Below are 18,772 nucleotides of genomic sequence, written 5' to 3' on the forward strand. Positions count from 1 at the left end.
GCGCGTCCGGGTTCACGCGTACGTGATCCACGTCGTCTTCAGGCCCGTGTACTTGTCGAGGGAGTGGAGCGACAGGTCCCTGCCGTGGCCCGACTGCTTGAAGCCGCCGAACGGTGTCAACGGGCTCAGCGCGTCGACCGTGTTCACCGAGACGGTCCCGGCGTGCAGGGCGTCCGCCACGCGGTGGGCGCGGGCCAGGTCCCTCGTCCACAGCGAGGCCGCCAGGCCGTACGGGGAGTCGTTCGCCGTCGCGATCGCCTCGGCCTCCGTGGTGAAGGGGTGGACCGTCAGGACCGGGCCGAAGAGTTCCTCGCGGGCCAGGGGCGCCTCGGGGGGCAGGCCGGTGACGATCGTGGGGGTGATGTACGCGCCGTCGCGCGTACCGCCCGTGATCACCTTGCCGTCCGACGCCTCGATCGCGTCGAGGACCCGGACGGCCTGGGCTTCGTCCACCAGCGGGCCGAGGTTCGTGTCGGGGTCCAGGGGGTCGCCCGGCACGAAGCGTGCCGCGTGGTCCGCGACGCGGGCCGTGAACTCCTCGGCGATCGAACCCTCCACCAGGAGGCGGGTGTTGGCCGAGCAGACCTGGCCGGCGTTGTACGCGAATCCCCAGGCCGCGCGCTCTGCCGCCGCGTCCAGGTCCGCGTCGGCGAAGACCACGTTCGGGCTCTTGCCGCCCGCCTCCGGCCAGACCTGCTTCATGTTCGACTCGGCGGCGTAGGACAGGAAGAGGCGGGCGACCTTCGTCGAGCCCGTGAAGACCAGGGTGTCGACGTCCTTGTGCAGGCCGAGGGCCCGGCCCGCCGTGTCCCCCATGCCGGGGACGACGTTCAGGACGCCGTCGGGCAGGCCCGCCTGCGCCGCCAGTTCGGCCAGGCGCAGGGCCGACAGCGGGGACTGTTCCGCCGGTTTGAGTACGACGCTGTTGCCCGCCGCGAGGGCCGGCGCCAGCTTCCAGCTCGCCAGGTCGAGGGGGAAGTTCCACGGGACCACGGCGCCCACCACACCCAGCGGCGTGCGGCGGACCGTCGCCAGATGGCCCGGGGGCGTCGGCGCGATCTCGTCGTACAGCTTGTCAGCGGCCTCCGCGTACCAGGCGAAGACGCCGGCCGCGCCGGGCACGTCCGTGCCGTACGACTCGGCGATCGGCTTGCCCATGTCGAGGGTGTCGAGGAGGGCCAGCTCCTGCGCGTCGGCGGCGATCAGCTCGGCGAGCCTGAGCAGGACGCGCTTGCGGGCCGCGGGGTCGGCGCGGGACCAGCGGCCGTCGTCGAAGGACGTGCGGGCCGCGCGGACGGCCGCGTCGATCTCGGGCGCTTCGCCCCGGGCGACGTGTGCCGTGACCTCGCCGGTGGCCGGGTTGACGGTGGGGAAGGTGGCCCGGGACCGGGCCTCGGTCCATGCGCCGTCGATGAACGCCCCGGTGCGTGGCGTCAGTTCGGCTGCTCGGCGCTGCCAGTCTGCGTAGGTGTTCATGCGGCGGCTCCCTCTACTTCTTTGAGATCGGATTCAAACAATGGGGTGCCGGGTCGTCAATGCCCTGGACGCAAGGAACTTGATTTATTTGAACCGAGTAACAGAGAATTAACCCATGGGGAACAAGCCTGGGAGACCGAAGAACCAGACGGCGCGCCGCGAGGCCCTCGTCGACGCGGCGGGACGCGCCATCGCCGAACGGGGCCTGGAGGGGCTGCGCATCAAGGACATCGCCGCCGAGGCGGGCATGTCCGCGGGGTCGGTTCTGTACTACTACCCGGAGATGGACGAGCTGGTCCTCGAAGTGCACCGGGGCGCCGTGGAGCGCTATCTGGCCGCGCGGCAGGGGGCCGCGGACGGCGCGACCGGGGCCGCCGCACGACTGCGGGCCCTCGTCGGAAGCGGACTGCCGGGCGGCTCGGGGGACGCCGTCCACGGACTGCTCTTCGAGCTGCACCGGCGCGCCGACCGCAGCTCCGGGCACGCGACGCTGATGGCGTCACTCTTCGCGCGCGAGGTCGCCCTGTACGCGACGGTGCTCGAAGTCGGCGCGGCCGTAGGGGATTTCACCCTCACCGAGCCCGTCGCCGACCTCGCGCGCAACCTCGTCGCGCTGGAGGACGGCTACGGACTGCACATCGTCAGCCGCAACGCCGAGCTGACGCCGGACGTCGCCCGTCGCCTGCTCCTCGGCTACGCGCGGACGGTCACCGGCTGCCCGGAGCTGTGAGCCGGGCCCGCTCCCGGTCGTCGCCCGCGAGGGCCACCGCGGTGAGCGCCATGCCCAGCGCGCCGTCGAGGACCGCCCGGTCCGCGTCCGGGGTGACGCACGCCGCCGCGAACTCCTTCTGGTGGTTGACCGCGGGCAGCGAGCCGATGCCCAGGTAGGGGTGGATGGCGGGCAGGACGCGGGAGACGTTGCCCATGTCCGTGGAGGCGCGGTTCATCCGGGCCGCCGGGGATCCGGGGCTGTCGAAGGTGCGGCCGAGGGATGCGGCCGCCCGCCGGTAGGCGGCCAGCATCGCGGCGTCGTTGCGGAACTCCGAGTACGGGCGGGACTCCGGCTTGATCTCGAGGTCGCAGGCCGAGGCCAGGGCGCCGGCCTCGAAGCACTTCTCGACGCGGGGCTGGAGCGCGGACAGCTCCTCGAGACTGCCCGCGCGCACGTACCAGCGGCCCTCGGTCAGCTCCGGGATCGCGTTCGGCGCCTCCCCGCCGCGCGTCACCATGCCGTGCACGCGCGTGGTGGACGGGAGCTGCTGGCGCAGGAGTCCGATGGCGACCTGGGCGACCGTGAAGGCGTCCGCCGCGTTGCGGCCCTGCTCCGGGTAGGCCGCCGCGTGCGCCGCCTTGCCGTGGTAGCGGACCTTGAGGTGCGCGACCGCGTACGGGTCGGCCTCGGCGACGTCCGCGGGGCCGGGGTGCACCATCATCGCCGCGTGCACCCCGTCGAAGGCACCGCGCTCCAGCATGAGGATCTTGCCGCCACCGCCCTCCTCGGCCGGGGTGCCGAACACGGTGACCTTGAGGCCCAGTGCGTCCGCCACCGGAGCCAGTCCGGCCGCGGCGCCCACCGCGGCCGCCGCGATGACGTTGTGCCCGCAGGCGTGGCCGAGGCCGGGCAGCGCGTCGTACTCGGCGCAGATCGCGAGATGGAGCGGGCCGCCGCCGATGGTGGCCGTGAAGGCGGTGGGCAGGCCCGCGGTGCCGGTCACGACGTCGTAGCCGAGGTCGTTGAGGGCGTACGCGGTCCAGCGCGCCGCCTTCTCCTCCTCCCACGCCACCTCGGGGTTCGCGTGGATGCGACGGCTCAGGGCGAGGAGTTCGGGCGCCGCCTTCGCGACCGCCTCGCGCACGGGCCTCACTCGTCCCCCGGCACGCCGTAGTTCGGCGCCGCGTCCGGGGCGAGGGCCCGCTGCACGTACGCCTCCTCCTGGGGCTCCCACCGTTTCCACAGGTCCGCGAGCTCCGTGATCGGATCGCCCTCGGTCCAGTCCACGCGCAGGTCCGTCACCGGCCACTGCTGTGCGTCGACGACGAGGAGCCCGGCCGAGTGGACGGGGCCCGCCTCGCCGCCCGCCGCCGCGCCCGCGGTCAGCGCGTCGACGAGGCGGCGGGCGAGCGGGGCCCGAGGGTCCGCGCCCGTGAACGCGTCGAGTACCGCCCGGGGGACCCCGGGGCCCGACAGGAGGTTCCCCGCGGCCACGGCGTCGGGGCCGACCGCCTCCGCGTACGTGCCGAGGGTCCGGGCTCCCGAGAAGACCGCGCCGGGACCGGAGGCGCCGATGGCCGTCAACTGCCGCCATTCGGCGTGGGGCCGGGTGGACACTTCGCTTACGGCCGCTTCCGCGGGCACTCCGGATTCCAGGAGGTCGAGCAGGCGGGCGCCCAGGCGCGGGTCGGTGACGTTCTGGGAGCAGACCGCGCCCACTCCGGGCCGTACGTGCGCGCAGCGCGCGGCGACGGCCGGCGAGGACGAGGTGACGGCCACCCCGAACCGGCCCGTGCGCGGACACCGCGCGGCGATCGAGAACGTCATCGGCGCTCCTTCGGGATGACGGCCGTCGCGTCGATCTCGACGAGCCACTCCGGGCGGGCCAGCGCCGAGACGACCAGGCCCGTGGAGACGTAGTGGACACCCTTGAGCCAGCGGCCCATGACGCGGTAGACGGGCTCGCGGAAGCGGATGTCCGTCAGATAGACGGTGATCTTGACGATGTCGTCGAGGCGGCTGCCGGACTCCTCCAGCAGCATCGCGATGTTCGCCATGGCCTTCTCGGCCTGGGCGCCGACGTCCCCGACGCCGACGTTCTCGCGGGTGTCGAGATCCTGGCCGATCTGGCCGCGCAGATAGACCGTGCCGTCGGCGACGACCGCCTGCGCGAGGTCGTTGGACAGGTCCTGCTCGGGATAGGTGTCCGCCGTGTTGAAGGGGCGGATGCGCCGGTGGGTCGTCACTTGGCCTTCCTCCCGAGGGTGCCGAGGACGTTGTCGCTGAGGCCGGCCGCGTCCTTGACCAGGTCGAGCGGGCCCTCCCAGTCGAAGTTGCGGTACACCGCGCCGAGGTGCGCGAACGGCGGGGACTGCGCGAAGAGCTGGAAGGTCAGCCGGTGGCCCGCGTAGTCCGAGTTGAGCAGGTCACGGGCGTACGCGAGGAGCTTGCGGCGGTCCTCGGCGACCCAGTGCTCGTTGATCGAGTAGAACTTGTCGAGCCACGGCTTGGTGTCCGGGTGGTCGAAGGAGGCCTTGTCGGGGGTGATGCAGATCTGCCCGCCGCACAGCTCGCGCGCGATGTGCATCATCTCGTGCAGCTGCGAACAGGCCAGGACGCGGCCGGTGTACAGCAGCGACTGGTTCGGCATGAGGAGCCCGCCGGGGCTGGGCTCGGCCATCGCGATCGACGCGGTCAGGTGCGCGTTGATGCCCTCGCGGTAGCAGGCCAGCGTCGCGAGCTTCTCCTGTACGGCCTGCTGCTTCTCCAGGCCCGTCTGCTTCACGTTCCACAGCGCGGCGCCGATCATCAGGTCCGCGAGCCGCAGGTTGCGCTGCGTGAACGCGAAGGCGCTGTAGCGGTGGAGCGTGGCGCGGATGAAGGTCGCGGCCTTGGTGTCCCGGTAGAAGAGGACGTTCTCCCAGGGGATCTCGACGTCGTCGAAGACCACCAGGGTGTCGACCTCGTCGAAGCGGCTGGAGACCGGGTAGTCGGCGGGCGGCTTGGTGCCGGCGAAGCCCGTACGGCAGATGTACTTCAGGCCCGGCGAGCCCATGTCGGCGATGAAACCGAGGGCGTAGTCGGAGAGTTCGGAGTCGCCCCAGTTCGCGATCGTCGGCTTCGTGAACGCCTGGTTCGAGTAGGCGGCGGCCGTCTCGTACTTGGCGCCGCGCACGACGATGCCGCTGTCCGTCTCCCGCACGACGTGCAGGAGCATGTCCGGGTCCTGGTCCTGGGGGCGCTTGGAGCGGTCACCCTTCGGGTCGGTGTTCGCCGAGACGTGGAAGGGGTCGGCGTACAGCGCGTGGTCGATGTGCCGCTTGACGTTCTCCGCGTACGCCGGGTTGATCGCGTTGAGGACGTCCTGGCCGTCGATGAGCGACCAGACCTCACCGATCGTCTCGTCCCCGACGCGCGTGACGACACCGCCGACGTCGCTCAGCACGGCGTCCGTCGCCGCCCGCTTCGCGTCCCAGTCCTCACGGGTGCGCGGCGGCTTCTGCTGGATCGCGTTGACCTCGCCGGTCGACGCGTCCTTGTACGTCATCGAGTCCCGCGTCGCCGGGTCGTGCGCCATGTCGTAGATCCGGGCGCGTATGTCGACCAGCGGCTTGAACGCGGGGTGCGTGGTCACGTCGGTGACCTTCTCGCCGTTCATCCATACGTCGCGGCCGTCGCGGATCGACTCGCGGTACTGGTCTCCGGTGCGGATCATGCGCCGTGCTCCTTAAGGGAGTTGAGGGGGCTCGGGGTGGCGTACGTACGGGCGTGGTGGACGAGAGGGTGGGCGCCGGACACCGCGGAGGCGACGACGGCGCCGAACAGGACCTGGTGGGTGCCCCGCGTGACGGAGTCGGCGAGCCGGCAGTCGAAGGCGGCGGCCGCGCCGCGCAGGACGGGCGCGCCGGTGGCGAGTACGTCCCACTCGGCGCAGTCGAAGTCGTACGGGCCGCTGCCGTGGGCGGGGCGGCCCGCGAACACGTCCGAGACGTGGGCCTGGCCGGCGGCGAGGACGCTCACGGCGATGACGCCGTTGCGCACGGCGGCCGCGGCGAGAGGGCTCCGCTCGTTCACACAGACCAGCAGCGAGGGCGGGTCGGCGGAGACGGAGCACATGGCGGAGACGGTCTGGGCGAAGCGACCGGCCGGTCCTTCGGTGGAGACAACGGTCACGCCCGTCGCGGCGTTCCCCATCGCGGCCACGAAGTCCTGGCGGGATGTGAGGAGTTGATCCGGAGCAATGGTCATGAGCGGCCTCCCTCTCAGCGAGTGGGCTGTGGTGCGACCACTATGCGAGAGGGAGCCTGCATCCGTACAACAGATCTTTTCGTGCCATTGGATCTGTTTTGCAGATGCCTTCGCATCTGCCGCCCTGAGCTGGGCCCTCAGGACCTGAGCGCCTCCCGGCACGCCGTCGCGAACGCCTGCGCGCGGCCCGTCAGCCGGACCCCGCGCAGCTTCGCCAGGACGACGGGGAGCGCGGGCAACGGGTCGGCGAGCGGCAGGGCGACGACGCTCGAACCGTCGTACGTGCGGTCGTGCGCGGGACGCTGGTTGAGCAGAGACCAGCCGTATCCGGCGGCGACCAGGGCGCGCACGGTCTCGTAGCTGCGCGTGCGGTGGCTGACGCGCGGCTCGACGCCGGCCTTGGCGGCGACGGAGCGGAAGTAGTCGCGGCTGGCGGGCAGGTCGAGCAGGATCATCGGTTCGTCCGCGAGGTCCGCGAGGCGGGCCCGGCCGCCGCCCGCGAGCCGGTGCCCTTCGGGGACCAGCGCGTAGGGCGGGGCCATCGCGAGGACCTCGCACTCGATGTCGGCGTCGAGATCCATGTCGTAGAGCAGCGCCAGTTCGCAGGCGCCCGTGCGCAGGCTCTCCTGCACGGCCGGGATGTCGCCCTCGACGACCTCCACGCGCACGGCGGGCTGGCGCGCGCCGAACTCCCGCAGCAGGCGCGGCAGATAGAACGGGGCGAGCGTCTGGAAACAGCCCACGGCCAGCTCGCCCACGAGGTCGGCGCCCAGGCTCCTGGCCGATTCGGCGAGTTCGTCGGCGTGGGTGAGGAAGCCGCGCAGCTCGTGCAGGAACCGCTCCCCCGCGGCCGTCAGCTCCAGGCCCTTCGCGTGCCGGCGGATCAGGAGCTGTACGCCGAGCTCGCGCTCCAGGTGGTGCACGGCGGTGGAGACCGCGGACTGCGAGACGTTGATGCGGTGCGCGGCGGCGGTCATGCTGCCGAGCTCGGCGGCGGCGAGGAAGTACCTCAGCTGCACGAGGGTGAAGTTCGCGTCCTTGGCCATGGCGGGATTGTGCCCCGGTCGCCCGTGAGCTGTCTGCATCTCGAAAACAGATGTAACTCCCGGGAAATCGATGTTTGACCCGGGATTGCGAGGGTGGCGAGACTCCCCAACCGACCCGCACGCCCGAACACCCCGCCCGCCCCCTCGTTTTCCGGACAGGGAGTCCGTATGCCCGCCACACCCGAGGCGGCCCCGGCCGTCGAGCAGCACACCATCGACCACGTCCCCGAGAACGAGCGCCACGGCCGCGTCCGTGACCTGTTCACCATGTGGTTCGGCACGAACATCGCGCCGCTGCCACTGGTCACCGGCGCCATGGGCGTCCAGGTCTTCCACCAGTCGTTCTGGTCGAGCGTCGCGGCGATCCTGGTGGGTCAGCTCGTCGGCGCCGTCTTCATGGCGCTGCACTCGGCGCAGGGCCCGCAGCTCGGCGTCCCGCAGATGATCCAGAGCCGGGCGCAGTTCGGCAGCGTGGGCGCGCTGCTCATCGTGGTCGTGGCGGCCGCGATGTACATAGGCTTCTTCGCCTCGAACATCATCCTGGCGGGCAAGTCGCTGCACGGCCTCGCGCCCGCCGTACCGGTCGACGCGGGCATCGTGCTGGGTGCGCTCGGCTCGGCGCTGATCTGCTGGGTCGGCTACCGCCTCATCCACACCCTCAACAAGATCGCGACCTGGGTGCTCGGGGCGGGCATCCTGGTCGGCCTCGCCGTGGTGGTCGCGCGCGGCCTGCCCGAGGGCTTCTTCTCCGCGGGCTCCTTCACGTTCGCGGGCTGGCTCGCGACGGTGTCACTGAGCGCCCTGTGGCAACTGGCCTTCGCCCCGTACGTCTCCGACTACTCGCGCTACCTGCCGCGCACCGTCCGTACGGCGTCGACCTTCTGGGCCACGTACTGGGGTTCGTGTCTCGGCTCGACGCTGCCGTTCCTCGCGGGCACGGTGATCGGCCTCGCGTCTCCCGGCACGGACGACACGGTGGCGGGCTTCGACAGCGCGGCGGGCGGCTTCGGCCCGGTCGTGCTGCTCCTCTTCCTCTTCTCGGTCATCAACCACAACGCGCTCAACCTCTACGGCGCGGTGCTGTCCCTGATCACCATCTGCCAGACGTTCCGCCCCGCGTGGACCCCGCGCCAGAGGGCCCGCGGCGTCGTCTCCGCGGCGGTCCTCGTGGGCGCGCTGCTCATCGCCACGGCGCTGTCCAGCGACTTCGTCTCCAGTTTCGTGAACCTCGTACTGGTCCTGCTCGTCGTCCTCGTCCCCTGGACGGCGATCAACCTCATCGACTTCTACCTCGTCCACCGCGGGCGCTACGCGCTCGGCGACCTCTTCGCGCCCGACGGCGGGCGCTACGGCCGCTTCAACCCGGTGGCCCTGACCTCGTACGCGATCGGCATCGCGGTCCAACTCCCCTTCGTCGCCACGTCTCTGTACACGGGCCCACTGGTCGCTCCGCTCGGCGGCGCGGACCTGTCATGGCTCGTGGGCCTGATGGTGACGGCCCCCGTGTACTACGTGTGGGCGCGCCGGGCGGCGACGCGGGGCGGGACCGCGGTGACGGAGCCCGACACGACAGCGACGGAGGCCGCTTCCGCGACCGCGTGACAGCTGCGCGCCGAGCCGCGCGCCGGAGTCTGAGAGGCTGAGCCACACATCTGGCCGACGCGGCACGGGGAAAGGCGGGTTCATCGATGTTCCCCATGCGCGGCGTGTCCGCCGGTGCACTGGGCCTCGCGGTCTTCGCCGCGCTCACCGCCTGTTCGGGCGGCACCGCACGTGATGCGGATGCCCGTACGCGAGTCCCCTCCTGGAAGTCGGGCGTGACCCCCTCCGAGGTCGGTGAGTTGATGCATGTATCGATTCCTGACGAGGCCACCGATCGGCGGGCTGCCCACCAGAACGGCTTCCAGGACGACGGGCTTCTGCTGGCCTTCACGGTGCCGACCGCGCGGGTGGGCGCGTTCTTGACGCGGCTCGCCCCCGAGCAGCCGCTCACCCACCGCGCCGAGGCCCTGACCCGGTCGGTGAAGCCCATGACGCCGTTCGCGCGCCTCGGGCTGAAGGAGCCGGAGACCCTTGCGGACGTGCGTGGGGGACCGGTGTGCGCGCCCTGTGCCGGCGAGTTGAACTCCCTTGAGGTGGCCGTGCATCCGGTCGACGCGCGGCGCAGCCGGGTCTATCTGCGTGGGGTCGACTGACCCGACCGGGTCGACCGGCCGGTGGACTCCGGGGGGTGGGCCTCAGGTGACGGAAGCCGGGTGGTGGCGGTGAACGGGGCTGCCGGAGAGGCGGCGAGCGCACCGGCCCCAGTGACTGCAGGGGCTGTGGTGGCTGGAGAGGCGGGGTGTGGGGCCCCGCCCTACGATAGGTCTGGGTTCTTCCTGTGGGTTCTTCCTCACATGGTTGGAGTCAGCACATGACGCATTCGACCCGGGGATTGCGCAGGGGGGCTGTGACCGCCGTAGCGGTGGCAACGCTCGCGGTGCCGATGGCGGGTGGGTCCGCGTTCGCCACGCCGGCCTCCGTCTCCGCCGGCCCCGCCTCCGCCTTCCGCACCACCGACCCGCCCTCGCCGTCCGCTTCCGGGTCGGCGACCCCCGGCCAGGTCCAGAAGCTCACCCCCGCCGTGGAGAAGGAGCTCGACGCCACCGTGCAGAAGGTCATGGCCGAGGCGAACGTTCCGGGTGTGACCGTCGGTGTGTGGACGCCGGACAAGGGCGAGTACGTGAAGTCCTTCGGCGTCGCCGACAAGAGCACCGGCCAGAAGATGTCGCCCGACCTGCACATGCGTATCGGCAGCGAGACCAAGACCTTCACCGTGACGTCGATACTGCAACTGGTCGACGACAAGAAGGTCGGGCTCGACGATCCGATCGGCAAGTACATCGACGGCGTCCCCAACGGGGACAAGATCACGATCCGTCAGCTCGCCGAGATGCGCAGCGGACTCTTCAACTACTCGGCGGACGACGACTTCTACAAGGCGCTGACGTCGGACCCGGAGCGGCCGTTCACCCCGCAGCAGCTCCTCGACTACTCGTTCAAGCACCCCGTGCTGTTCGAGCCGGGCAAGCAGTTCTACTACTCCAACACCAACCTCATCCTGCTCGGCCTCGTGGTCGAGAAGGAGAGCGGTCAGGCGCTGCACGACTACATCCAGGACAACATCCTCACCCCGGCCGGCATGAAGCAGACGCTGTTCCCGACCGGCAACGAGTTCCCGCGGCCGCACTCGCAGGGCTACACGAACCAGACCGCGAACGGGAAGGTCGAGGACACGGTCGACTGGAACCCGTCCTGGGGCTGGGCGGCGGGCGCGATGATCTCCACGCTGAACGACCTGCGCATCTGGGCGCCCACGGTCGCCACGGGCACGTTCCCCAACGGTGACGCGATGATCAGCCCCGCCGCACAGAAGCAGCGTCTCATCACCCCGAAGACCACGATCCCGGGCGCGGGCTACGGCCTCGGCATCTTCAACGTCCAGGGCTGGATAGGCCACAACGGCTCCCTGCCGGGCTACGAGTCCCTGACGATCTACCTGCCGTCGGCCAAGGCGACGCTCGTGGTGCTCCTGAACACGGACATCAACCACGACAACTCGGAGCCGAGCACCCTCTTCGGCCAGGCGATCACCAAGATCATCTCCCCGGACAACGTCTTCGACCTGCCGGCCCAGCCGGCGGCGAGGTGACGCGAACCGGCGACCTCCGGCCCCCGGCCCCCTGACCTCTGGCCCTCGGCCCAGCTCACGATCCCGCCTCCCGTCCGCGCCGTCCGCGCAGGCGGGAAGTGGGAAGTGGGAGGCGTGATCGTGAAGGCTGCTCCGTCACGCCCCGGGTTTCGACCGCCCGCGTTCCGGGCCCGATCAGACGGACGGTCCCCGTCCCCGTGTCCCACCCTCGCCCCGTCCCCGTCCTAATCCTCGTCCCGCAGCCGCCGCCAGATGCGGGTGCGGTGCAGTACGTAGAACGCCACGAACAGGACGGCCACCTGAAGTCCCACGGCGAGCAGCCAGAAGACCACCTTGCTCTCCAGCTCGTCGGTCAGGTAGGTGAAGTTCATGCCGAAGAATCCGCTGAGGAACGTCAGCGGCAGGAAGATCGTCGACACGATGGCCAGCCGGTTGATCACTCCGTTCTGCTCGCCCGCGGCGAGGGAGGAGTAGCTGGCGAAAGCACGACGGGAGGCGTCCTGGAGGGACTCGATGTCCGTCAGGACCAGCCTCGCCGCGTGCTGGAACTCCTGGGCGAGCCGTTGCCGCTCCGCCGGGAAGTTGGGGTTCAGCATCCGGCGGGTGAAGACCTCGTCCACCACCTGAAGGTAGGGAAGCAGCGAGTGGTGCAGCAGGGCGGAGCGCCGTCGCAGCTTCGACAGGCGGTAGACCTGCTCGGGGCGCCGTTGCTGGAACATGTCGTCCTCGAGTTCCTCCGTCAGCAGCAGGTCCTGCACGGCGGCCCTGCGGAAGGTCGCCAGTGCCTCCTGGAGCAGCAGGAAGAGCACGGCCACGACGTCGGGGGGCCTCTCGTGCCGGAGCTGCGCGGAGATGTTCGACGCCATGCCCGCCCAGCCACGGTGAACGGTGACCAGGAACTGCTCGGTCACGAGCGCGTGGATGTAGGCGATCTGGTCGTCGTGGACCACGGGCACGACGAAGCCGGCCTTCTCCCCCAGGAAGTCGGCCCGCGCGGGCTCGTCCTTCCTGCCGAACCAGGCCAGGTCCTGAGCCTCCAGGCCGAGCTGACGGGCCACGCCCCCGCCATCCGCCGGCGCATCCTCCGGCAGCTCGACGTCGACGATCAGAAAGCGGGCCGCGGCGAGTCGCTCACGTGCCTCGGACAGGTTCGTACGGGTCACGGTCGCGTCCGGCATCGACACCATCGTTACGATCATGGCCCTCACCGTTGGTTACGACTCCGACGGTCCCAGCGTGCGTGCGGTCCGGTGTCTGCGCACTCGGGCACCGTCATGTGCGGCACCGTGCGGACCGGACGGGTGACGAGACCACGCGCAGGAGGGCCGGCAGGGCACCTCGGCCCGAAGGCCCCAGGGTCCCAAGGCCCCAAGACCCCAAGACCCCCAAGACCCCCAAGACCCCCAAGACCCCCCAAGGGATCAGGTTCCCGGGAGGTCCCAGGGCATGAAAATGCCTCCCATCCGCGCGGTCCGCGCAGGTGGGAGGCATGATCACGAAAGCTACTTCTTCTTGCCCTGGTTCTTGACCGCCTCGATCGCCGCCGCGGCCGCGTCCGGGTCCAGGTACGTGCCGCCCGGGTTCAGGGGCTTGAAGTCCGCGTCGAGCTCGTACGACAGCGGGATGCCCGTCGGGATGTTCAGGCCCGCGATGTCGGCGTCGGAGATGCCGTCGAGGTGCTTGACCAGAGCGCGCAGGCTGTTGCCGTGGGCCGCGACCAGGACCGTCTTGCCGTCCAGGAGGTCCGGGACGATGCCGTCGAACCAGTACGGGAGCATGCGGACGACGACGTCCTTGAGGCACTCCGTCTGCGGGCGCAGCTCGGGCGGGAGGGTCGCGTAGCGCGCGTCGTCGAACTGCGAGTACTCCGCGTCGCGGGCCAGCGGCGGCGGCGGGGTGTCGTACGAGCGGCGCCAGAGCATGAACTGCTCCTCGCCGAACTCGGCCAGTGTCTGCGCCTTGTCCTTGCCCTGGAGCGCGCCGTAGTGCCGCTCGTTCAGGCGCCAGGAGCGGTGGACGGGGATCCAGTGGCGGTCCGCGGCCTCCAGCGACAGCTGGGCCGTGCGGATAGCGCGCTTCTGGAGCGAGGTGTGGACGACGTCGGGGAGCAGGCCTGCGTCCTTGAGCAGCTCACCGCCGCGGACTGCCTCCTTCTCGCCCTTCTCGTTGAGATTGACGTCCACCCAACCGGTGAACAGGTTCTTCGCGTTCCATTCGCTCTCGCCGTGGCGGAGGAGGATCAGCTTGTACGGTGCGTCGGCCATGGCTCCGAGCCTAATCCAAGCCTCCGGCGCCCCGCGCCCCCGGCCACGGGCCGGACGGTACGGAGGCGGCTCCCGCCGACGATTGACGACGACCGTCAATTGAGTGGCTGCGGCCACCCTCCCCCACGTAAGTTACGGACATGGCCGGCGCCGCTTACAGGCCCATCAGGCCGCACCCACGCCGCACGCGCCCCAGGGGGGATCCGTCCCGATGTCCGTCACCGCACTCAGACGGGCCGCACACGAGAGTGTGTCCGGTCTGCCACGCCAGTTCTGGTGGCTGTGGACCAGCACCCTGATCAACCGCCTGGGCGGCTTCGTCCTCACGTTCATGGCGCTGTACCTGACCACCGAGCGCCACTTCTCCGCGTCGTACGCGGGTCTGGTCGCCGCGCTCATCGGGCTCGGCGGCATGATCGCGTCGCTGCTCGGCGGGGTGCTCGCCGACCGGATCGGGCGGCGCCCCACCCTCCTCGCCGCGCAGCTCTCGACCGCGGCGACCGTCGCCGTCCTCGCCTTCGTGCGCGACCCCGCCGGGATCGCGCTGACCGGCTTCCTGCTCGGCGTCGCCTCGAACGCGTCGCGTCCCGCCGTACAGGCGATGATGGCCGACCTCGTCGCGCCGAAGGACCGCGTGCGGGCCTTCTCCCTCAACTACTGGGCCATCAACCTCGGCTTCGCCGTCTCCTCCGTCTACGCCGGTTTCCTCGTGGCCGCCAGCTACACCGCCGGCTTCCTCGTGGAGGCCGCGATGACGCTGGCCTGCGCGGTCCTGGTGTTCATGAAGGTGCCCGAGTCGCGGCCCGAGCGGGCCGAGCCGAAGCCCGACGCGGCACCCGTCGCCGACGTGACCATGCTGACCGTCCTGCGCGACGGCCGGTACATGCTGATGGTGGGGCTGTCGTTCCTCATCTCCGTCGTCTTCACACAGTCCTCGTCCGGGCTGCCCATCGTCATGGGGCAGGCGGGGCTGAGCAGTTCGGACGTCGGACTCGTCGCCGCCGTGAACGGCATCGTCATCGTGGCGCTGCAGATCCCGCTGACCCGTTTCATCGAGAAGCGCGACGCGGGCCGGCTCCTGACGGTCTCCTCCCTCCTCATCGGCTACGGCTTCGCGCTCACCGCGTTCGCCGGGTCCATGGCCGCGTACGCCCTGATCGTCGTCGTGTGGACGCTCGGCGAGATGGTCAACGCGCCCACACAGTCCGGCCTGGTGGCGCGGCTCGCCCCGACCCACGGGCGGGGCCGCTACCAGGGCATGTACTCCATGTCGTGGTCGGTGGCGGCCCTGGTCGCGCCGCTCGCGTCGGGCGTGACGATCGACCGGTTCGGCGCGGGGTGGCTGTGGGCCGGCTGCGCGGTGATCGGGACGGTCGCGGCGGCCGGGTACTGGATCCTGATGCGGGGACTGCCCGCGGACGACCAGACCCTCACTCCCGTTCCCACCCCCGAGAAGACCGGGGCCGAGCCCGAGCTCATCGCCTGACGTTCACCGCCCGACCGACGACCGCTGCGCGTCGTACAGGTTCCGCGGGCGGACCGTGTCCGACACTCCGTCGCCGTAGAGCTCCAGCCGCGCGTGCAGATCCCCGGCGAAGTCCGGGACGTCGGTCTGGTCGAACTCGCGGACCGTGTTGACGGCGACGGTCGCGCTGTACGGCGCGAGTCCGTCGAGGCGCATCAGACCGGCGCGCTGGTTCGTGACGCGGATGTTCCAGTGCGTGAAGCGCGCCCCGAAGAGCGGTCCCGCCGAGGCGTCCCCGCCGTGACGGCCGTTGTTGTTCACCGTGATGTCCGTGCGCACGTTCGCGAACGGCATGCCGCGGTGCGAGTCGAACGTGCCCATCTCCATCGCGCCGCGCGACCACACGTTGTACGACGACAGTCCCTCGACGTTGATGCCGTGCAGCTGCGTGCCCGCGGGGGCGGGGACGGTGCGCTGCTCGATGGTGAACGACTCGACGAGGTTGTCGTGGGAGCCCTCGCGGCAGAAGTAGGGGTGGTGCGAGCCGCGGCCCGCGACGCGCGTGCGGCGCAGCGTGCACGCGGACGCCGCGACCAGGCCGAAGCCGTTGTCGACGTGGCGCACGGTGACGTCGTCGGCCCAGCAGTCGTACGCGCACTGGAACGCGACACCGTTGTAGCCCTTGTCGAGGAGGTGCTGCGCCTGCGGGGTCTCGACGGCTTCGAGGGTCAGGGCCTCGACGCCCGAGCCGGTCAGTGCCTCGACGTGCGTGGTCAGCCGGGGGTCCCACTCGGGGCGTACGTCGAGGGGGAGCGGGCGTTCGAAGGTGACGCGGCGTCCGTGCACGGAGGCGATCCGTACGGGCCATTCATAGGGCACGTACGAGGTCAGCTTGGTCTTGTCGTCCCAGACGTACGCCTCGGGGCCCGGGCCGCCGCCCGCCATGTGTTCGAGGAGGGTGTGGTCGAGGTCGTCGGCGAGGCGCAGGAGGACCAGGTCGCCGCGGGAGAGGCGGGACGCGTCCGCGACGGTCACCGACCAGGAGCCGCGGGTGGCGGGCCCGACCGCCGTCAGCGTGTCCCACTCGTCGCGCTTGTTGCCCGTCCAGCCCTCGAAGGGCCAGGCCTTGGCCCTGATCGCGTCGGTGAGGGTGCGGAAGCGGTCCTCGGGGCAGAGCCAGATCAGGCCGCCCGCCCAGGACCAGCTGGACTTGTCGCCGCCGTAGCGGGAGCCGTAGACGCCGACGAGTTCGGTGAGGCTGCGGGTCGCGTACAGCTTGGTGCGGGTGCTGCCCGCGCCGCGCAGGACGACGCCACTGTGGCCGATGCGGATGAGGTCGTCGATGCGGTACGTGCCCGGGGGCAGGTGGACCGTGCCCCCGCCGGCCCGTCCGGCGTCGGCGAGGGCACGGTTGATCGCGGGGGCGGCGTCGGCCGAGCCGTCGGGGCGCGCGCCGTAGTCGCGTACGACGTCGGCGACGACGCGGGGGCGGACGAAGTCCCGCCGGCCGCCGCGGTATCCGGCACGTCCGACATACGGGATCTGCGGGTGCGTGTAGGGGGTACGGGTGAACTCGCGCCAGACGGCCGGGACTTCACCTGGGTGTGCCGTGGCGGCCCGCGCGCCGGTCCCCGTCACCGCCACGATCGCCACCGCTGTCGCGCTGCCCAACAACCCGCGTCTGCTGAGGTTCTCCACCGCCGCCACCCTCCGCACGATTCAGTTCGAGGACGTTCACAGATACGAACGTCGTTCATGTCCGCGTCGGCCGCGAGCATGCCACGGCGACCCCTGCGACGGAAGGGGTCGCGCAACAGTCAATCGGCGGGAGAGCGGCGCTACTTGGCGGGGCGCTGGGTCAGATTCGTGAACGCGTCGAGGTTGCGCGTGGACTCGCCACGCGACACCCGCCAGGCGTACTCGCGCCGGATCGCGCTCGCGAAACCGAGCTCCAGGAGCGTGTTGAACGCGCCGTCCGCGGCCTCCAGGACCGAGCCGAGGAGGCGGTCGACCTCGTCGGGGGTGACGGCCGCGAGGGGCAGCTTGCCGGTGAGATAGACGTCGCCGAGCTGGTCGACCGCGTAACTCACGCCGTACAGACGGAGGTTGCGCTCCAGGAGCCAGCGGTGGACGCCCTGCTCGTTCTCGTCCGGGTGCCGGATCACGAACGCGTTCAGCGAGAGCGAGTGCTTGCCGACGAGCAGCGAGAGCGTCGTCGACAGCTTGCGCGTCCCGGGCAGCTTCACGACGTACGACGAGCCGGGCTCGGGGCTCTCCCACTCGAGCTCGGCCTCGGTGAGGACCTGCTCGATGACCGCCGCCGCGCCGGCCATGGTGCTGTCAGCCATGCAGCGAGGGTACGTGACGGGGGTGGCGGTGCTCGTAGGTGGCCGCCGTGTACACGTCGGCCGTCGCGGAGGCCGCGGTGTCCCAGCCGAAGCCCTGCGCGTGCGCCGCGGCGGCGGCGCCCATACTGTCCACAAGCTGTGGACGGTCGGCGAACTCGCCCAGCCTGCGCGCGTACGACGCCGGGTCGTGGCCCGGGACCAGGAAGCCGGTCGTCTCGTCGCGCACGGCGACGGGCAGACCGCCGACCGCGGCCGCGATCACCGGCGTACCGGCCGCCTGCGCCTCTATGGCGACGAGCCCGAAGGACTCGCTGTACGACGGCATGACGAGCACGGAGGCCGCACGGAACCAGTCCGCCAGCTGGTCCTGCCCGACCGGCGGGCGGAAGCGGACGACCTCCGCGATACCGAGCTTGGCGGCGAGCTTCTGCAGCCCCTCCGGCTTGGCCAGACCACTGCCGCTGGGGCCGCCCACCACGGGCACGACCATCCGCGAGCGCAGCTCGGGCCGTTCGTCCAGGAGCACGGCGACGGCCCTGAGCAGGATGTCCGGCGCCTTCAGGGGCTGGATGCGGCCCGCGAAGAGCGGAATGAGGGCGTCCTGGGGCAGGCCGAGTCGGCGCCGCGCGGCGGCACGGCCGTCGGCGGGACGGAAGCGGTCCAGGTTCACGCCGGGGTGGACGACGGCGACCTTGGCGGCGTCCGCCTCGTAGTGGCGGACGAGCTCGTCGGCCTCCTCGGCGGTGTTCGCGATGAGGCGGTCGGCGGCGCGGACGATCTGGGTCTCGCCGATGACGCGCGCGGCGGGCTCTGGGGTGTCCCCCTCGGCGAGCGCAGCGTTCTTGACCTTGGCCATGGTGTGCATGGCATGCACGAGGGGGACGCCCCAGCGCTCGGCGGCCAGCCAGCCGACGTGGCCGGAGAGCCAGTAGTGCGAGTGGACGAGGTCGTAGTAGCCAGGCCGGTGACCCGCCCACGCCTGCATCACGCCGTGCGTGAAGGCGCACAGCTGCGCCGGCAGCTCCTCCTTGGCGAGACCCTCGTACGGGCCCGCGTCCACGTGCCGGACCAGGACACCAGGCGCCAGCTCGACGGAGGGGGGCAGCGCGCCGGTCGTGGCACGCGTGAAGATCTCGACCTCGACGTTGATCGCGGCGAGGCGCTTGGCGAGCTCGACGATGTAGACGTTCATGCCGCCCGCGTCGCCCGTGCCGGGCTGGTGGAGCGGTGACGTGTGCACGCTCAGCATGGCCACGCGACGCGGTCTGCGGTGCGCGCCGGGGAACCTGAGCCGCGGGGACGAGGCCCCGGAACGGCGGAGCCTGGACACGTACTGGCTCACGTGGCGGTCCTCCTTGCTGCGGGCACGACTCGTCGGGGCGCGGAACACCGGGCACGGAGCCCGGGCACGAACCCTCCTTCAGCCCCTCCAACACCGGAGGTCTCCGCTCCATTTCCGTTTTGCCGAATCATTACCGTCGGGGACTCAACCCTGGGGCGCCCGAGGCGGGCGCATACCCTC

At 71.1% G+C, this 18,772-nt stretch carries 17 protein-coding genes; 5 read left to right on the forward strand and 12 right to left on the reverse strand.

Features of this window, described 5'->3' with window-relative positions; all coding sequences use genetic code 11:
* Window positions 1-12: 12 nt before the first annotated feature.
* Window positions 13-1,476: an aldehyde dehydrogenase gene (locus ACFC96_RS08170; RefSeq protein WP_376260596.1), complete on the reverse strand. Its 1,464-nt coding sequence runs from the start codon at window positions 1,474-1,476 to the stop codon at window positions 13-15.
* Window positions 1,477-1,591: 115 nt separating this feature from the next.
* On the opposite strand from ACFC96_RS08170, the gene ACFC96_RS08175 reads away from it, so the two are divergent.
* Window positions 1,592-2,206, forward strand: coding sequence for a TetR/AcrR family transcriptional regulator (locus tag ACFC96_RS08175; protein ID WP_376260597.1), 615 nt, complete (start codon window positions 1,592-1,594; stop codon window positions 2,204-2,206).
* Here the strand turns inward: ACFC96_RS08175 and ACFC96_RS08180 are convergent.
* From ACFC96_RS08180 to ACFC96_RS08205, 6 genes are all read right to left on the reverse strand, one after another.
* Window positions 2,184-3,341: a M20 family metallopeptidase gene (locus ACFC96_RS08180; protein WP_376610875.1), complete on the reverse strand. Its 1,158-nt coding sequence runs from the start codon at window positions 3,339-3,341 to the stop codon at window positions 2,184-2,186. The genes ACFC96_RS08175 and ACFC96_RS08180 overlap by 23 nt on opposite strands.
* The gene (locus ACFC96_RS08185; RefSeq protein ID WP_376610877.1) at window positions 3,338-4,015 is read right to left on the reverse strand and encodes a DUF1028 domain-containing protein; all 678 of its coding nucleotides are present in this window, start codon (window positions 4,013-4,015) and stop codon (window positions 3,338-3,340) included. Before ACFC96_RS08185 ends, ACFC96_RS08180 begins: the two co-directional genes overlap by 4 nt.
* Entirely contained in the window at window positions 4,012-4,434 is a 423-nt protein-coding gene (locus tag ACFC96_RS08190) for a RidA family protein (RefSeq protein WP_376260601.1), read from the reverse strand. Before ACFC96_RS08190 ends, ACFC96_RS08185 begins: the two co-directional genes overlap by 4 nt.
* A complete protein-coding gene (locus tag ACFC96_RS08195) occupies window positions 4,431-5,903 on the reverse strand; it encodes a 4-hydroxyphenylacetate 3-hydroxylase family protein (protein WP_376610879.1) in 1,473 nt (490 codons plus the stop codon). Before ACFC96_RS08195 ends, ACFC96_RS08190 begins: the two co-directional genes overlap by 4 nt.
* Window positions 5,900-6,436 (reverse strand): flavin reductase family protein, encoded by a 537-nt coding sequence (locus ACFC96_RS08200; protein ID WP_376260605.1) that lies wholly within the window; start codon window positions 6,434-6,436, stop codon window positions 5,900-5,902. Before ACFC96_RS08200 ends, ACFC96_RS08195 begins: the two co-directional genes overlap by 4 nt.
* A gap of 137 nt (window positions 6,437-6,573) precedes the next feature.
* Window positions 6,574-7,482, reverse strand: a complete 909-nt coding sequence (locus ACFC96_RS08205; protein ID WP_376260607.1) for a LysR family transcriptional regulator — start codon at window positions 7,480-7,482, stop codon at window positions 6,574-6,576.
* A 168-nt stretch (window positions 7,483-7,650) separates the two neighbouring features.
* Here ACFC96_RS08205 and ACFC96_RS08210 point away from each other — a divergent pair, with 168 nt between their 5' ends.
* The 3 genes from ACFC96_RS08210 (at window position 7,651) to ACFC96_RS08220 (ending at window position 11,173) form a co-directional block, all read left to right on the forward strand.
* A complete protein-coding gene (locus tag ACFC96_RS08210) occupies window positions 7,651-9,084 on the forward strand; it encodes a purine-cytosine permease family protein (protein WP_376610881.1) in 1,434 nt (477 codons plus the stop codon).
* 104 nt (window positions 9,085-9,188) lie between these two features.
* On the forward strand, window positions 9,189-9,677 hold the full coding sequence (locus ACFC96_RS08215; RefSeq protein ID WP_376610883.1) for a hypothetical protein: 489 nt from the start codon (window positions 9,189-9,191) through the stop codon (window positions 9,675-9,677).
* Window positions 9,678-9,895: 218 nt separating this feature from the next.
* On the forward strand, window positions 9,896-11,173 hold the full coding sequence (locus ACFC96_RS08220; protein ID WP_376610885.1) for a serine hydrolase domain-containing protein: 1,278 nt from the start codon (window positions 9,896-9,898) through the stop codon (window positions 11,171-11,173).
* Window positions 11,174-11,397: 224 nt separating this feature from the next.
* Here ACFC96_RS08220 and ACFC96_RS08225 read toward each other — a convergent pair whose 3' ends face one another.
* Together ACFC96_RS08225 and ACFC96_RS08230 are read right to left on the reverse strand one after the other, a co-directional pair.
* A complete protein-coding gene (locus ACFC96_RS08225) occupies window positions 11,398-12,372 on the reverse strand; it encodes a CorA family divalent cation transporter (RefSeq protein ID WP_376610887.1) in 975 nt (324 codons plus the stop codon).
* 303 nt (window positions 12,373-12,675) lie between these two features.
* Window positions 12,676-13,437: a phosphoglyceromutase gene (locus ACFC96_RS08230; RefSeq protein ID WP_266562789.1), complete on the reverse strand. Its 762-nt coding sequence runs from the start codon at window positions 13,435-13,437 to the stop codon at window positions 12,676-12,678.
* A 211-nt stretch (window positions 13,438-13,648) separates the two neighbouring features.
* Here ACFC96_RS08230 and ACFC96_RS08235 point away from each other — a divergent pair, with 211 nt between their 5' ends.
* Window positions 13,649-14,923 (forward strand): MDR family MFS transporter, encoded by a 1,275-nt coding sequence (locus ACFC96_RS08235; protein WP_376610889.1) that lies wholly within the window; start codon window positions 13,649-13,651, stop codon window positions 14,921-14,923.
* A 3-nt stretch (window positions 14,924-14,926) separates the two neighbouring features.
* Here ACFC96_RS08235 and ACFC96_RS08240 read toward each other — a convergent pair whose 3' ends face one another.
* From ACFC96_RS08240 to mshA, 3 genes are all read right to left on the reverse strand, one after another.
* Window positions 14,927-16,600, reverse strand: coding sequence for a glycoside hydrolase family 55 protein (locus ACFC96_RS08240; RefSeq protein ID WP_376260618.1), 1,674 nt, complete (start codon window positions 16,598-16,600; stop codon window positions 14,927-14,929).
* Between the two features lie 140 nt (window positions 16,601-16,740).
* Window positions 16,741-17,235 carry a YbjN domain-containing protein gene (locus ACFC96_RS08245; RefSeq protein WP_266569343.1) on the reverse strand — a complete coding sequence of 165 codons (495 nt, stop codon included), beginning with the start codon at window positions 17,233-17,235 and terminating at the stop codon, window positions 16,741-16,743.
* Window positions 17,236-17,242: 7 nt separating this feature from the next.
* Window positions 17,243-18,592, reverse strand: a complete 1,350-nt coding sequence (mshA, locus tag ACFC96_RS08250; RefSeq protein WP_376260620.1) for a D-inositol-3-phosphate glycosyltransferase — start codon at window positions 18,590-18,592, stop codon at window positions 17,243-17,245.
* Window positions 18,593-18,772 lie beyond the last annotated feature (180 nt).

Source organism: Streptomyces sp. NPDC055955, assembly GCF_042270245.1.
Classification (GTDB): Bacteria; Actinomycetota; Actinomycetes; order Streptomycetales; family Streptomycetaceae; genus Streptomyces.